Origin of the sequence: uncultured Caulobacter sp. (assembly GCF_947036865.1) — a bacterium.
Taxonomy (GTDB): domain Bacteria; phylum Pseudomonadota; class Alphaproteobacteria; order Caulobacterales; family Caulobacteraceae; genus Caulobacter.
This window is the reverse complement of the sequence record NZ_CAMQSF010000064.1, coordinates 1-15,230: the sequence shown is the minus strand read 5'-3', so window position 1 is coordinate 15,230 and position 15,230 is coordinate 1. Positions and strand designations below refer to the sequence as shown.

Sequence of the window (15,230 nt, the reverse complement as noted above, 5' to 3'; positions counted from 1 at the left end):
CGCCCAGGGCCGCCGAGCGGACCTCGAACAGGAAGCCGTCATAATAGCCGAAGGCCCGGCCGAAGGCGGCGGCCAGGCGTGCGCGCTCCAGCGGGACGCCGCGCCGCGCCAGGCCCGCCAGCCGCGCCCGCCAGCCGGCGATCGCCGCCGTCAGGGCGTCGGCCTTGGGACCGGCCAGGGCCGCGATGGCGTCCAGCGCCGCCTCGGGGCGATCCGACACCGCCAGGAAGGCGCGGACCTTGTCGGCCTCCTCCGGAGCCAGCCGGCCGGCGCGCGCGCTCTGCGCCTTCTCGACCAGGCGGTGGGCGATCTCGGCCGGACGCCGGCCGCCGACCGGCTCGATGCCGGCCAGGGACCACAGCTCCTGCAAGGTCGCGGCCGCCTCGGCCTCGGGCAGGCCGGCCAGCAAAGCGGCGATCCGCGACTGCTCCCCGCCCGGCTCGGCGACCTCGCCATCCAGCTCGGCCTTCAGCTGCCGGGGCCGCGAGAACGCCCGCTTCAGCCGCGCGGCCAGGGGCCCGGCGAGATCCAAGCTCTCGACGAAGGCCGAGAACAGCGAGACGTCGCCGAGCACGAGGCTCAGATCCGCGCGCCCGCCCGCCGCCGCCGAGGCCCAGGCCAGGGCGGCGATCTCGGCGTCGGCGGCGATCGGGTCGCCCGCCTCGAAGGCCTCGACGCCGATCTGCAGGAACTCCTCGGCCCGATCCGAGCCGCGCGGCGCCACGCGGAAGGCCTTGCCTTCATAGCGGTAGCGGCCGCCCTCCCCGCCCGACGCGAAGTGCTCGCGGGCCACGGCGACGGTGAAGTCGGGCCGCAGGCAGGCCTCCTCGCCGCCGTCGCCGGACACGACGAACAGCCGCGCGCGCATCGCCTCGCCGGCCAGGTCCAGCAGCAGGCCCAGCGGCTGCAGCACCGGCGCGTCGGTCAGGGTCGCGCCGGCCGCCAGCAGGGGGCCGCGGATGGCGTCCAGCGCCGCCGCCGGGATCGAAGGTTCCAGCCTCACGCGCTCAGCTCCCGATGATCTTGCGCACCGCCGCGACCAGCTCGCCGCGCGGGATGGTCTGCTGGCCCGGACGCTCGGCCTTCCAGGCGGCGTTGTCGGCCACGCCCGAGGCCAGCTCGCGGCCCAAATCGAGGTCCTTGATCGTCACCGTGCCGGCCGCGATCTCGTCGCCGCCCAGCATGATGGCGGCCGGCGACAGGCGGCGGTCGGCGTACTTCATCTGCGGCCGCATGCCGGAGGTCCCCAGATAGACCTCGGCCGGAATGCCCGCCGCGCGCAACTCGCCGACGACCTTGAAGTATTCGGGCATGTGCGCGTCGTCGAAGGCGATGACCACCACCGGACCTCTTGCGAGGCCTCCGGCCTCCTGTCCTGCCGCCCGCAGCGCCGCCGCCAGGCGCGACACCCCGAACGAGAAGCCCGTCGCCGGCGTCACAGTCCCCGTAAACCGCGCCACCAGGTCGTCATAGCGCCCGCCGCCGCCGATCGAGCCGAAGGTGACCTTGTTCCCCTTCTCGTCGGTGGTGCTGAGCAGCAGCTCGGCCTCGAACACCGCGCCGGTATAGTATTCCAGCCCCCGGACGATCGACGGATCGACGATCGCCTGGTCGTCGGCGATGCCCAGGCTCGAGAGGGCCGCGTCGATCCGCGACAGCTCCAGGAGGCCCTCGTCGCCCTCGGCCGAGCCGGCCACCACGCGGGCGATGTTATCCAGGGTCGCCGCGCGGCCGCCGGCCCCGGCCTGGACGAAGTCCAGCACCTGGTCGACCGCCTTGCCGGTCAGGCCCGCGCCTTTCGTGAAGTCGCCGCTCTCGTCCAGCCGCCCTTCGCCCAGCAGCAGGCGCACGCCCTCGACGCCCAGGCGGTCCAGCTTGTCGACCGCGCGCAGCACGGCCAGCTTCTGGCCGGCGCTGTCGGCCCCGGCGGCGGTCAAGAGGCCGTTCAGGAGCTTGCGGTTGTTGATCTTCAGCACCGCCGCGCCGCGCGGCAGGCCGGCGGCCTCCAGGCCCTCGACCGCCATGGCGATGATCTCGGCGTCCGCCTCCGGCCGGGCCGAGCCCACCGTGTCGGCGTCGCACTGGATGAACTGGCGGAAGCGCCCCGGCCCCGGCTTCTCGTTGCGCCACACCGGCCCGAAGGCGTAGCGGCGGAACGGCTTGGGCAGGGTCTCCCAATTCTGGGCGGCGAAGCGGGCCAGCGGCGCGGTCAGGTCGTAGCGCAGCGCCATCCACTGGTCGTCATCGTCCTGCAGGGCGAAAACGCCCTCGTTGGGCCGGTCGCTGTCGGGTAGGAACTTGCCGAGCGCGTCGGCATATTCGAACGCCCCGGTGTCCAGCGCCTCGAAGCCGTAGCGCTCATAGACCGCCGACACCGCCTCCAGGATCGTCCGCTCGGCGCGCAGATCCCGCGCGCGCTTGTCGGCGAAGCCTCGGGGGCTGCGGGCCTCGGGGCGGAAGGTTTCGGCGGGGGTGTCGGTGGTGTCGGTCATTCGTCGGTCCTGGTGATCTAGGCTTCGACGGATGGCGCTTAAGCGAAGCCCCATCCGCTAGGCGGGGCTCTGGCTGGGTACGCTCGGCTTTAGAGCGCGCGGACCCGGCCGATCCCGCGAGGCGAGGTCGGATGGTGGTGCTGGCCGTGATGGTGCGGCGTGCGGGTCATTGCGGCGGCGGTGTAGCGGAGATGGGGCGTTGGGGGAAGGGGGGAGGAATATCCTGCTCCGACCTTCCTATCCCCCAAGCGAAGCCTATCCCTAATCTCACTCCAAATTTGGCATGCTGGGGCAGCACCTTGTCTAGATGCGGTTGTTCAGCTTTGCTGCTTCACATGCGCAAGCCAGGTGCCAAGGTCGTCTACTACTTCTGCGATGAAAGTTCCTACGTCACCGATGAGTTCATGTCGGTGGGCGGTTTAGCTGTGCCAGACTACAATCTTGCGAGAATCGTTGCTGATTTGCACGCCATAAAGAATTCAAAGGGCGGGCCGTCAGAGACCAAGTGGAACTCGGTCAAGTCGCGACGCGATAGCGCCCATAAGGCGTTCGTCGACTATTTTAGGGCAGGCTTGGAAGCTGGAGATTTCCATTTCCACGTCAGGTTCGCGCCATTCAGCGAATATGATCATAAAATAAGTGGGCCGAAACAGAGAATAGACACCACCAGCAAGATGCACTTTCAGCTTCTGCTGCATAGAGCAATACGATTTTATGGAAAGCATTACAAATTAAGAATTAGACCCGACAACGGAGACTGTACATCTGCGCTAGTCGATCAGATTTCCAAACTCCACACATGGGGAGCGACAAATTATGGCTGCAAGCACGACTGCATAGAAAATATCGAGCCCCGAGATTCAAAGCGCGAGGTCATGCTGCAACTACTTGACGTCCCCCTTGGCGCTTTCACCGCACTTCGTAACCAGCGCGAACTGATTGGAGCGAAGCGTGAACTAGCCGACTATGTCCAGGCAGCATTTCCCAGCGTGAACCTGAAAAACAGCACACATATGGAAGCAATGAAATTCAATGTTTGGAACGTTAAGCCCAGCGGCCCCAGGCGCGGTCCTTGGGGCTAGATCCACAAAATGGAACAGGTCGAGCAAAGGCCCAAATCTTCGCTCCAAGGACGACTCTTTATCGCTGATTCCGATAGAGTCGTCAAGGCACCAAAGGCGCCATTCGCGCCAAGAGTCAAGGGGTGAGGGTGCGATTTCTGTGGGGCATTACCAATCAACTTGATTACTAACTCAAGTAATCCTCCCTACATCTCACGGCGAGACGATCGCTGGGCGGGCCGGGTTGCTCAAGGACGGCGCAGCCGGCCGGAGGGCGGTCCCCCGGGACCGGCTTCGCCGGCCAGACGGCATGCCTTTGACCAACCCGGCCCGTCTAGCACGCTGCGGCCTCCAAGAGATGTAAGGCTTGGCCCGACCTTGGGCGGTCGGGCGCGCGAGGGGCGACGGCGGACAGGGTTGTCGACCCCTCATCCGTCACCCCGGATCAAGTCCGGGGCGACACCTTCTCCCGCAAGGGGAGAAGGAAGAGCGTCGGTTTCCCTCTCCCCTTGCGGGAGAGGGTGGCCCCGGCGAAAGCCGGGGTCGGGTGAGGGGTCGCACAGCGGCGCGGCGACGGCCTCCAGGATCAGGCCCAGCACGCGGTCGGGGGCGCCCTGGATCTCGGGATTGGCGAACCTCAGCACGCGAAAGCCCTGCCCGCTCAGCCAAGCGTCGCGGATCGGGTCGGTCGGCGAGTCCTGGTGATGCGGGCCGTCGGCCTCGACGATCAGCCGGTGACGCAGGCAGACGAAGTCCACGACATAGCGGCCGATCGGAACCTGCCGCCGGAACTTCAAGCCGTCCAGGCGGCGATCGCGCAGCAGCCGCCACAGCAGACGCTCGGTCGCCGGCGGCTCGCGGCGCATCCGGCGGGCGAAGGCGAGCTGGCGCGAGTGGTCAACCATGGCGTGAACATAGCGGGAACAAATGCACGTGACAATCCCTCTCCCCCTTGCGGGAGAGGGTGGCCCCGGCGTCAGCCGGGGTCGGGTGAGGGGTCGCGCCGGCGTCGCCGAGAGCCCCCTCATCCGTCTGGCTTCGCCAGCCACCTTCTCCCGCAAGGGGAGAAGGAAACCCTTAAAACCTCGGCCGGAACCCCCTCGGCGCCCAGCCGAAATCCCTGACCGCGTCGGCGGAGTTGAAGGTCAGGTCCTGGCCCATGCGGGTTCCCATGGCCAGGGTCGCGCCCGGATAGAACGGCCGGGCCAGGCGCATGATCAGGCTGAACAGCCAGGTCGGCAGCGGCAGGGTCAGGGGCCGGCGGTCCAGGCCCTGGAAGACGCGGTCGACCATGGCGCGGTAGGTCAGGGTCTCGCCGCCGACCAGGTCGTAGGCGCGGTCGCGGGCGGCCGGGGCGCGGGCGGCGGCCAGGGCGCCAGCGGCCAGGTCGGCGGCGTGGACCGGCTGGCGCAGGCCCTCGCCGGCGCCCGACAGCGGCATGACCCCGAAGCGCTTCACCAGGCGCGCGATGCGGCTGACATTGCCGTCGCGGCCCTCGTCATAGATCAGGGTGGGCCGCAGGATCGTCCAGGCCACGCCGTGGGCGGCGCACCAGGCCTCGACGGCGGCCTCGGCGTCGGCGAGGTCGCGGGCCACGGCCCGCTCGTCGGCGTCGGGGGAGGCCTCCTTGGTGAACCGGCTGGTCGAGGAGAAGGCCACGAGGCGGGAGAGGCCCCGGGCCTTCAGCGCCGGCAGGGCGGCGGGCAGCAGCCAGATCGGCGACAGCGAGAACACCGTGGCCACGGCCGGCAGGCGGTCGGCGAGGTATTCGGAAAGGTCCGTGGCGGTCAGGTCCGCGTCCAGCCAGCAGGCCCCATCCTCGGGCGGCCGGCGGCTGACGGCGAACGGCTCGACGCCAGCCTCGCGCAGGCGAGCGAGCAGGTGGCCGCCGATCAGGCTGGTCGCGCCCAGCACCAGCACCGGAGTCTTCAGGGGGTTCTCAGCGGTCATCGCGTCCATATAGTCGCGGTTCGAAGGGGTTGCCCATGACCTATGACGACGTCCGTCTGGTCTTGATCGGCCTCTCGCGCGTTCGAGCCCGGGTGGCGTCGCGCCGCCCCGCGCCTATATCGGCCTGACCGCCTTTTCGGAGATCTCGATGTCCAAGCTCGTTCCCACCGTCCGCTCGGGCGACGTCCTGATGCCCGCCCTGGGCTTTGGCACCTGGCAGCTGGAGAACGGGACCGCCGTCCCGCTGGTCGAGAAGGCGCTGGAGGTCGGCTATCGCCACATCGACACCGCCCAGATCTATCGCAACGAGCGCGACGTCGGCGCGGCGATCAAGGCCAGCGGCGTCAAGCGCGACGAGATCTTCCTGACCACCAAGGTGTGGATCGACCAGTTCGCCGACGGCGACCTGCAGCGCTCGGCCGAGAAGAGCCTGGAAAAGCTGGGCGTCGATCACGTCGACCTGCTGCTGCTGCACTGGCCCAAGCCGGAGGTGCCGCTGGCCGAGACCTTGAAGGCGCTGAACGAGGTGCGTTCGCGCGGCCTGACCCGGGCCATCGGCCTGTCGAACTTCCCGTCGGCCCTGCTGCGACAGGCCGCCGACCTCTCCGAAGCGCCGATCGCCAACGACCAGGTCGAGTATCACCCCTATCTGTCGCTGAAGACCCTGAAGGCCAAGGCCGACGAACTGGGAACCTCGATCACCGCCTGGTCGCCCCTGGCCCAGGGCAAGGTCGCCCAGGACCTGGTGCTGATCGAGATCGGCCGCGCCCACGGCAAGACCCCCGGCCAGGTCACCCTGCGCTGGATCATCCAGCAGGGGATCATCGCCATCCCCCGCACCAGCAATCCGGCGCGGATCGAGGAGAACTTCGACATCCTCGACTTCGCGCTGTCGGACGAGGAGATGACCCGCATCCACGCCCTGGCGCGGCCCGACGGACGGCTGGGCGACTGGCTGGACAAGGCTTACCAGTGGGACGCGGAATAGAGTTTCTTCCCTCCCGCTCGATGGGGGAGGGGCAGGGGTGGAGGTGAACACGGCGGTCGACGCCGAGGGCCGGGGGACGGCAGCAGTCACCCCCATCCCTAACCCTTCCCCCATCGAGGGGGAAGGGAGCGGTACGGCCCCCACCAAAACTCCCTCCGTTTTCAGACGAACGCGGTTTCGCTCGGCCCTGAAAGCGCCTAGAGCCTGTCCTCCGGACAGGCTCTCGTTTCTTGGCTGGAGCGCGTTTGGCGGCGAAACCGCTTACACTTTCGCCTAACGCGCTCTAGGTAAGGCTCAACCTGAGCATAACGGGCAGGGACGGACCGATGGACGACGCGGGCGCGAGCTTGCAGGCGACGATGGCGGGGATGGGCCGGGCGGCCCGCGAGGGCGCGCGCGCGCTTCGCCTCGCCACGCCAGAGCAGCGCACCGCCGCCATCCTGGCCATGGCCGCCGCGATCCGGCAGGACGCCGCCGCCATCCTGGCCGCCAACGCGCAGGATCTGGCCCGCGCCGAGGCCAACGGCGTCTCGGGCCCGATGCTGGACCGCCTGGCGCTGGACGCCGCGCGGCTCGAGGGCGTCGCCGCCGGCGTCGAGGCCGTGGCCGCGATCCCCGATCCGGTCGGCGCGGCGATTTCGACCTGGACCCGGCCCAACGGCCTGGAGATCAGCCGCGTGCGCACGCCGATCGGCGTGATCGCGATGATCTACGAAAGCCGTCCCAACGTCACCGCCGACGCCGCGGCCCTGTGCGTGCGCTCGGGCAACGCGGTGATCCTGCGCGGCGGGTCGGAGTGCCTGCGCTCCAACCTGGCGATCCACGCGGCGATCACGCGCGGCCTGAAGAGCGCCGGCCTGCCCGCCGCCGCCGTCCAGGCGGTCAAGACCCCGGACCGCGCCGCCGTCGGTCTGATCCTCTCCGGCCTCGACAAGGCGATCGACCTGATCATCCCGCGCGGCGGCAAGAGCCTGGTCGCCCGCGTCCAGGCCGAGGCCCGCGCTCCGGTGCTGGGCCATCTGGAAGGCCTGAACCACGTCTTCGTCCACGCCGCCGCCGATTTGGCCAAGGCGGTCGACATCGTCGTCAACGCCAAGCTGCGCCGCGTGTCGGTCTGCGGCTCGGCCGAGACCCTGCTGATCGACCGCACCGCCGCCGAGCGCCTGCTGCCGCCGATCGCCGACGCCCTGATCCGGGCCGGCTGCGAGCTGCGGGGCGACGCGGCGGCGCGGGCCATAGAGCCGACGATGAAGAAGGCGACCGACGAGGACTGGAGCACCGAATATCTCGCTCCGATCCTGGCCGTGGCCGTGGTCGACGGCGTGGCCGGGGCGGCGGGGCACATCGCCGCGTTCGGCTCGGGCCACACCGACGCCATCGTCACCGAGGATCCGGCCGCCGCCGACGCCTTCGTGGCCGAGGTCGACAGCGCCATCGTGCTGGTCAACGCCTCGACCCAGTTCGCTGACGGCGGCGAGTTCGGCTTCGGGGCCGAGATCGGCATCGCCACCGACAAGCTTCACGCCCGCGGTCCGGTCGGGGCCGAGCAACTGACGACGTTCAAGTATGTGGTTCGCGGGACCGGCCAGACTCGTCCCTGAGGCCGGCCGGCCCAACGCCCAGCGCCTTGGCTTCCACCTGGAGCCGGGCATGCGCGTCGGCCTGTTCGGCGGCAGCTTCAATCCCGCGCACGAGGGTCACGCCCACGTGGCCGAAACCGCCATGCGCCGGCTGGAGCTGGACAAGGTGATCTGGCTGGTCTCGCCGCAGAATCCGCTGAAGTCCTCGGCCGAGACCCGGCCGCTCGCCGAGCGGATGGCCGGCGCGCGCCGCTGGGCGCAGGAGCGCGGCATGATCGTCTCCGACGCCGAGACGCGCCTGGGCTCGCAATACACGATCGACACCCTGCGGGTGCTGCGCGCCCGCTATCCAGGCGTCAAGTTCGTCTGGATCATGGGCGCCGACAGCCTGGCGGGCTTCCACCGCTGGCGCGGCTGGACCCAGATCATGCGCGAGGTGCCGGTGGCCGTGGTCTCGCGGCCGTGGGCGGCGCTGAAGGCCCGCACCTCGCCCGCCGCCCGCCGCTTCGCCTGGGCCCGCTGGCCGTCGAGCGCCGCGGCCATCCTCGCCGACGCGAAAGCGCCAGCCTGGGTCTATCTGCGCGGGCCGTTGAACTACGCCTCGTCGACGGCGCTGCGGGCGGGGCGAAAGGGGTGATCGGCCGACCCCAGCGCGTTGCGCGCAGGCCGCAGGCGCAACCAGCGATCACGGCGAGATCGACTCCCTCTCACTTTTCGCCCAATTCCGTGCTATGGAGGCTATCCACAGCGACCCCATAAGGAGCAATCCGCTGCGTAGCGAACCCGCGCATCGTGCGCACGAAGGCCCGGCCGGCGCCGAGTCTTCCCCTGAAAATCCGGGCCTGAGTCCGGTCCTCGACGTCAAGGCGCTGGAGCGCCTGATCCTGTCCCGCCTGGACGACGACAAGGCCCAGGACATCGTCCATATCGATCTGACGGACAAGAGCTCGGTCGCCGACAGCCTGATCGTGGCGTCGGGCCGCTCGCACCGTCACGTCGGCGCCCTGGCCGACCACATCCTGCGCGCCCTGAAGGAAAACGGCTTCGGCAAGGCGCGGGTCGAGGGCCTGCCGCACTGTGACTGGGTGCTGATCGACGCCGGCGACGTGGTCATCCACCTGTTCCGCCCCGAAGTGCGCAGCTTCTACAATATCGAGAAGATCTGGGCGGTCGACGCCCCGCACCGCACGGCGGCGAACTGATCAGTCTAGCGACCTCGTCCTTCGACAGGCTCAGGATGAGGTCTACTGAAGCGCATTTGAGATCCTCATCCTGAGCTTGTCCCCCGGGCTCGGCCAGAGGCCGACCCGAGGATAAACTCCGGACGAGGATCTCAACGCAACTTCACTCATGAAAATCACCATCCTCACCGTCGGGAAGCTCGGCCGCATGGTCGAGGCGCAGCTGGCGCTGGACTACGCGTCCCGCGCCACGGCCTCGGGCCGCGCCCTGGCGCTGGGGCCGGTCGAGGTCGTCGAGGTCGAGGCCCGCAAGCCCGGCAAGGCCGCCGAGGCCGAGGTGCTGCGGCCGCATCTGGACGGCGCGCATGTCATCGCCTGCGACGAGCACGGCAAGGTGCGCAAGAGCCGCGACTTCGCCGACCACCTGGCGCGGCTGCGCGACGATGGGACGCGGCGGGTCGTGTTCCTGATCGGCGGGGCCGACGGCTTGGATCCCGCGATCCTGTCGGCCGCACAGGAGACCATGGCGTTCGGGCCGCAGACCTGGCCGCACGCCCTGGCGCGGGCCATGCTGGCCGAGCAGATCTATCGCGCCGCCACCATCCTGTCGGGCTCGCCCTATCATCGGGATTAGCGCTAGAAGTCGCGCGATGCTCCGCTCGCGACTCGTCATCGCCGCCTGCGCCCTTGTGCTCGCCGTCCCGACGGCCGTGGTCGGCTGGCAGCGCGCGGACAAGGCCGAGCAGGCCCAGCGGGCCAAGGACCGCCAGGACGCCGCCGACACCCGCCGCGAGATCGAGGACCTGCGGGCCGAGCTGGAACGACTCGACCATGCGCGGATCGCCGCCGGGACCGATGTCGACGCCAAGCGGGCGCGGCTGGAGGCGCTGAACTTTCGCGAACGGGCGATCCTGGCCGATCTCGGCGCCAACCGGCAGCGGCTGTCGCTGCTGCTGTCGGCGCTGCAGCTGTTCCGGCGCGATCCTCCGCCGGCCTTGCTGGTGTCGCCGAACGACGCCCGCGACGCGGTGCGGGCGGCGATCCTGATCAAGGCCATGACGCCGGAGCTGGAGCGGCGCGCCAAGGCCTACGCCCGCCAGGCCGAGGCGGTGGGGACGCTGCGCCGCGAGGCCGCCGCCGCCTCGGCCGAGCTGTTCACCGCCGAGAGCGTGGTGGCCGACCGCAAGGGCGAGATCGAACGGCTGATCGTCGAGAAGACCCAGCTGGAGCGCGCCTACGCCCAGGAGGCCCTGGCCCAGGACAATGAGCTCAAGACCCTCGGCGCCCTGACCGACGGCCTCGGCCGGGTCGAGGCGACGGGTCCCCTGACCCTGCGCGCCCCGGCCGTCGGGGCGATCGTCCGCCGCTTCGGCCAGGACCTGCCGGTGGGCGGCAAGTCGCCCGGCCTGACCCTGCGCACCGACAAGGGCCTGACCGTCACCGCCCCGGCGGCGGGCGTGGTCGAATACGCCGGACCGCTGAACGGCTGGGGCGCGGTGCTGATCCTGCGCTCGCAGGGCGCCTATCACGTCGTCCTGGCGGGTCTGGATCAGGTGAGCGCCGCGCGAGGACAATCTGTCGCGGCCGGCGCCCCTATCGGGCGGATGCCGGACCATGGATCCTCGGATCCCGAACTCTATATGGAGGTTCGGGAAAACGGCGCGCCGGCCGATCCGGAACGCTGGCTCAAACAAGAGTCGCGGTAGACGACTTTTTGGGTAATGGTGGCCGTAATTATACCTCCGGCCACTGAAAGGGTTGGACGGGGCTAAAACACGGGTCGCGGCGCCGCGCGCCGCCTAGGGAGCCTTCTGGGCCTTAATGCGCAAGTACCTGCTCATCGGCGTTTCCGCCTTCGTCCTCGGCGCGGGGACCATGGCTTATATCAGCCCCATCGCCCAGGCGAACAACGCGCCGAAGACCAAGACCTACAAGATGCTGGAACTGTTCGGCGACGTGCTGGGCACGGTCGAGGACCAGTACGTCACCGAGGTCGACGACAAGAAGCTGATCGAAGCGGCCCTGGACGGCATGCTGACCAGCCTGGATCCGCACTCCGGCTATCTGGCCCCCGACGCCTACGCGGACATGCAGGACACCACGCGCGGCGAGTACGGCGGCCTCGGCCTGGAGGTCACCAGCGAGGACGGCGTGGTCAAGGTGATCTCGCCGATGGACGGCACCCCGGCCGCGCGCGCGGGCGTCCAGGCGGGCGACTACATCACCTCGGTCAACGGCCAGAGCGTGCTGGGCCTGACGGTCAACGAGGCCGTCAAGCAGATGCGCGGCGCGCCCGGCGAGCCCGTGACCCTGACTATCGCCCGCGACAAGACCGACCCGTTCGACGTCAAGCTGATCCGCGAGGTGATCAAGCCCAAGGCCGCCATCGCCCGGATGGAGGGCGACTACGGCTATGTCCGCCTGCCCGGCTTCAACGAGAAGGCCACCGAGGCCCTGACCGCCTCGATCAACGACCTGAAGGCCAAGAACCCGAAGATGAAGGGCCTGATCCTGGATCTTCGCAACAATCCCGGCGGTCTGCTGGACCAGGCGGTCGGGGTGGCCGACGTGTTCCTGGACGGCGGCGAGGTGGTCAGCCAGCGCGGCCGCGACCCGCGCAACATCCAGCGCTACAACGCCCGTCCCGGCGATCTCTTGAACGGCCTGCCGATGGTGGTGCTGATCAACCAGGGCTCGGCTTCGGCGGCCGAGATCGTCGCCGGCGCCCTGCAGGATCGCCACCGGGCGGAGCTGGTCGGCCTGACCAGCTTCGGCAAGGGCTCGGTCCAGACGGTGATCCCGCTGCGCGGCGGCGCCGACGGCGCGCTGAAACTGACCACGGCGCGCTACTACACGCCGTCGGGCCGCTCGATCCAGAAGACCGGCATCACCCCGAACCTGGAGGTCGCCCAGACCCGCGACCAGGCTCAGGACATCGCCAACCGCGTCTGGTTCAGCGAGGCCAGCTTCAAGAACGCGCTGAACGCCGACGAGGGCAAGAACCGCGTCGCGCCGCACACCCCGGCCGAGGCCCCGCCGTCCGGTTTCGACGACAAGAAGGACGACTTCCAACTGCAGCGCGCCATCGCCGTGCTGAAGGCCGGCGGCGTCGCCAACACGCCGAAACTGCCCAAGCCGGCGGCCAAGATCGCCGAGGTCACGGCCAAGGCCGCCGCCGCGGCCGGCAAGGGCCCGGTGACCGAAAGCAAGTAAGGCCCATCGGCCGATCCTATCAGCGCCGCTCCGGAGCCCCGGGGCGGCGCTTTCGTTTGGCGCGCGACCTCCCGCCGCATCGGCGAACCGCCGTCGGCCATATCTCGTTAACCATATATTCGGCCCTGACCGGCTAGCGTCCCGGCGATGGCCGTCACCTTTTCGCGCAAGCCCGCCTATGCCGCCGCCGCGCCCGCTCCGGGCGGGTCCGGCGATCTGCGCGCCAAGCTGATGGCGGCGCTCGGCAACCCCTATATCAGCGCCAGCGGCGCGGCCTGTCTGTTCCTGGCCTCGCTGGCGACCCTGGTGCTGATCACCAGCGACCCGCACGCCGGCGCGCCGGTGATTCGCCTCCCCCTGACCAAGATCGGCGCCACCAAGAACGCGCCCGAAGGCTGGCGCGAGGCCTTGAGCGGCGACCCCGGTCACGAGGCCGACTTCACGCCCGGCGAGCTTGGCCTGTCGCGCAACCCGTTCGGGGCGCCCGCCGCCGAGACCGCGGCGGCGGCGCCCGCCGAGGCGCTCCAGAACGCGCCGCCGGTCCAGCAGGGCCCGGGCCTGGCCCAGGCCCCGATCGCCGGCCTGACCGCGCCGGGCCCCGGCGGCGGCCCGCTGCCGATCATCGGCGCCGACGGCCGCACCGCCGCCGAGGCCTATGCCCGTCCGTTCACGCCCAACGGCCGTCCGAAGGTCTCGGTGGTCATCGGCGGCCTAGGCCTCAACGCCCAGACCACCCGCGCCGCGATCGAGACCCTGCCGGGCGAGATCACCCTGTCGTTCGCGCCCTATGCCGAGGGCCTGCAAGGCTGGATCGACCTGGCCCGCGCCCACGGCCACGAGGTGCTGCTCGAGACCCCGATGGAGCCGGCGGACTATCCGGCCAACGATCCGGGCCCCTACACCCTGATCGCCGCCAACCGCCCCGAGGACACCGTCCGCAAGCTGGAATGGCTGATGTCGCGCGCCACCGGCTATTTCGGCCTGTCGAACTATCTGGGCGCGCGCTTCGTCGACAACGACCAGGCCATGACCACCTTCAACGCCGTGCTGAAGGCGCGGGGCCTGGCGTTCATCGACGACGGTCTGGCGCAACGGCGCGGCGGCCCGATCCCGCGCGCCTCGGCCGACCGGGTGATCGACGACGAGCTGTCGGCCGGCGCCATCGACGCCCAGCTGCGGGCGCTGGAGAACGGCGCGGCGGGTCGCGGCCAGTCGCTGGGCTCGGGCTTCGCCTATCCGGTGACGATCAACCAGGTCCGGATCTGGGCCGCCGGCCTGCAGGCGCGCGGCTTGCAACTCGCGCCCGCCTCGGCCCTCGCTCACCGCTGAAAATCGTGGAACAAGGGCCCGGCATGACCGAGCTCGACTATCCCCAGCACCGCCCGAACGTCGGCGTCGTCCTGTTCCATCCGGACGGCCGCGTCTGGCTGGGCCGCCGCCACAAGCAGCCGCCGCCCCATAACTGGCAGTTCCCGCAGGGCGGCGTCGACGACGGCGAGGATCTGGAGACCGCCGCCCGCCGCGAGCTGGCCGAGGAGACCGGCGTCACCTCGGTCGCGCTGCTGGGCCGCACCGAGGGCTGGCTGACCTATGACTTCCCGCCCGAGGTGCTGGCCAACGAGAAGCGTTCGCGCGGCTGGCTGGGCCAGAAACAGGTCTGGTTCGCCTATCGCTTCATCGGCGAGGATGCCGAGATCGACCTGAACGCGGACCCACACGTCGAGTTCGACGCCTGGACCTGGGGCAGGCTCGACGAAGCACCCGAACTGATCGTACCTTTCAAGCGTGGCGTCTACGAAGCGGTGGCCGCCGCGTTTCGGGGTTTCGCGCGAAGCGGCTGAGGGGGCTGTCGCGCTGGGGAGTTGGGGATGGCCGATACGGTCCTGTTGATCCACGGCTATGGCTGCGCCGGCGACGTCTGGGGCCCGGTCGCGGCGCGGTTCCGCGCCGAGGGCTACCGCGTGGAGACGCCGACGATCCGCGCGGCGGTGCGCACGGTCGAAGGGCCGCGCGCGGGCCTCGCGGGCCTGACCCTGGCCGACTATGTCGCCGAGATGAGCGCGCTGGCCCAGACCCTGGCCAAGGACACCGGCAAGAAGCCGGTCGTCGTCGGCCATTCGATGGGCGGCCTGATCGCTCAGAAGATCGCCGAGGCCGGCCATGCCGAGGCCCTGGTGCTGTTCGCGCCGGCCTCGCCGGCCGACGCGCGCGGCAAGCCCAAGCTCTCGCCGGTGTTCACCTTCCTGAACATGGCCCTGCAATCCAAGCCCGAGACTCGCGCCGGCAAGATGTGGAAGCCGGGCTTCAAGTTTGGGGTGATGAACGCCGTGCCCGCCGCGCGTCACGACGAGCTCTATTCCAAGATGGTCCATGACAGCGGCCAGGTGCTGGCCGATCTGGCGTGGCCCCGCAAGGATCCTCGCAAGGCGGCCTTTGTCGACGCGGCCAAGGTCACGGTCCCCGTGCTGGTCCTGGCCGGCGCCCTGGACCGCACCACGCCGCTGGAGGACGTCCAGCGCGTCGCCCGCAAGTACGCGGCCGCGGACATCAAGATCTATCCCAACAACGCCCACTATCTCATAGACGAGCCGAACACGATGAAGATCCTCGACGATGTGATCGCCTGGCTGACGGGCAAGTCCAAGACCGCCGCGATGCCGGCGCCGCAACCCGCGCCGGCCAAGGCCGCCGAACCCGCGCCCGCGCCTCAGCCGGAACCGGCGAAGGCCGTCGAGCCGGCGCCCGCGCCCAAGCCCGAACCCGCG

At 69.9% G+C, this 15,230-nt stretch carries 14 protein-coding genes and 2 pseudogenes; 12 read left to right on the top strand and 4 right to left on the bottom strand.

Annotated features, from left to right (window positions below):
* Positions 1-1,003 (bottom strand): ATP phosphoribosyltransferase regulatory subunit (locus Q0V34_RS19450; RefSeq protein WP_297515616.1); only part of this gene is annotated, 1,003 nt, incomplete at its 3' end.
* A gap of 4 nt (positions 1,004-1,007) precedes the next feature.
* Positions 1,008-2,492 (bottom strand): histidine--tRNA ligase, encoded by a 1,485-nt coding sequence (hisS, locus tag Q0V34_RS19445; protein WP_297515613.1) that lies wholly within the window; start codon positions 2,490-2,492, stop codon positions 1,008-1,010.
* 131 nt (positions 2,493-2,623) lie between these two features.
* Here hisS and Q0V34_RS19440 point away from each other — a divergent pair, with 131 nt between their 5' ends.
* Both Q0V34_RS19440 and Q0V34_RS19435 read left to right on the top strand, forming a co-directional pair.
* On the top strand, positions 2,624-3,574 hold the full coding sequence (locus Q0V34_RS19440) for a DUF3800 domain-containing protein (protein ID WP_297515610.1): 951 nt from the start codon (positions 2,624-2,626) through the stop codon (positions 3,572-3,574).
* 162 nt (positions 3,575-3,736) lie between these two features.
* Positions 3,737-3,811: pseudogene (locus Q0V34_RS19435) on the top strand (hypothetical protein); the annotation flags it as partial.
* A 305-nt stretch (positions 3,812-4,116) separates the two neighbouring features.
* On the opposite strand, the pseudogene Q0V34_RS19430 reads toward Q0V34_RS19435, so the two are convergent.
* Both Q0V34_RS19430 and Q0V34_RS19425 read right to left on the bottom strand, forming a co-directional pair.
* Positions 4,117-4,461, bottom strand: a pseudogene (locus Q0V34_RS19430) (DUF559 domain-containing protein); the annotation flags it as partial.
* A gap of 169 nt (positions 4,462-4,630) precedes the next feature.
* Entirely contained in the window at positions 4,631-5,503 is an 873-nt protein-coding gene (locus tag Q0V34_RS19425) for an SDR family oxidoreductase (protein ID WP_297515607.1), read from the bottom strand.
* Positions 5,504-5,651: 148 nt separating this feature from the next.
* Here Q0V34_RS19425 and Q0V34_RS19420 point away from each other — a divergent pair, with 148 nt between their 5' ends.
* From Q0V34_RS19420 to Q0V34_RS19375, 10 genes are all read left to right on the top strand, one after another.
* Positions 5,652-6,491 carry an aldo/keto reductase gene (locus Q0V34_RS19420; RefSeq protein WP_297515605.1) on the top strand — a complete coding sequence of 280 codons (840 nt, stop codon included), beginning with the start codon at positions 5,652-5,654 and terminating at the stop codon, positions 6,489-6,491.
* A 326-nt stretch (positions 6,492-6,817) separates the two neighbouring features.
* On the top strand, positions 6,818-8,092 hold the full coding sequence (locus tag Q0V34_RS19415) for a glutamate-5-semialdehyde dehydrogenase (protein WP_297515602.1): 1,275 nt from the start codon (positions 6,818-6,820) through the stop codon (positions 8,090-8,092).
* Positions 8,058-8,708, top strand: a complete 651-nt coding sequence (locus tag Q0V34_RS19410) for a nicotinate-nucleotide adenylyltransferase (RefSeq protein ID WP_297515599.1) — start codon at positions 8,058-8,060, stop codon at positions 8,706-8,708. Before Q0V34_RS19415 ends, Q0V34_RS19410 begins: the two co-directional genes overlap by 35 nt.
* 133 nt (positions 8,709-8,841) lie before the next feature.
* Positions 8,842-9,273: a ribosome silencing factor gene (gene rsfS, locus Q0V34_RS19405; RefSeq protein ID WP_297515618.1), complete on the top strand. Its 432-nt coding sequence runs from the start codon at positions 8,842-8,844 to the stop codon at positions 9,271-9,273.
* A gap of 148 nt (positions 9,274-9,421) precedes the next feature.
* Positions 9,422-9,886 carry a 23S rRNA (pseudouridine(1915)-N(3))-methyltransferase RlmH gene (rlmH, locus tag Q0V34_RS19400; protein WP_297515596.1) on the top strand — a complete coding sequence of 155 codons (465 nt, stop codon included), beginning with the start codon at positions 9,422-9,424 and terminating at the stop codon, positions 9,884-9,886.
* 16 nt (positions 9,887-9,902) lie between these two features.
* Positions 9,903-10,958 carry a peptidoglycan DD-metalloendopeptidase family protein gene (locus Q0V34_RS19395; RefSeq protein WP_297515593.1) on the top strand — a complete coding sequence of 352 codons (1,056 nt, stop codon included), beginning with the start codon at positions 9,903-9,905 and terminating at the stop codon, positions 10,956-10,958.
* A gap of 115 nt (positions 10,959-11,073) precedes the next feature.
* Positions 11,074-12,465: a S41 family peptidase gene (locus tag Q0V34_RS19390; protein ID WP_297515578.1), complete on the top strand. Its 1,392-nt coding sequence runs from the start codon at positions 11,074-11,076 to the stop codon at positions 12,463-12,465.
* 147 nt (positions 12,466-12,612) lie between these two features.
* Positions 12,613-13,794 (top strand): divergent polysaccharide deacetylase family protein, encoded by a 1,182-nt coding sequence (locus tag Q0V34_RS19385; protein WP_297515576.1) that lies wholly within the window; start codon positions 12,613-12,615, stop codon positions 13,792-13,794.
* A gap of 23 nt (positions 13,795-13,817) precedes the next feature.
* Complete coding sequence (locus Q0V34_RS19380) at positions 13,818-14,306, top strand: RNA pyrophosphohydrolase (protein WP_297515573.1); 489 nt, start codon at positions 13,818-13,820, stop codon at positions 14,304-14,306.
* 27 nt (positions 14,307-14,333) lie between these two features.
* Positions 14,334-15,230 (top strand): alpha/beta hydrolase (locus Q0V34_RS19375; protein ID WP_297515570.1); only part of this gene is annotated, 897 nt, incomplete at its 3' end.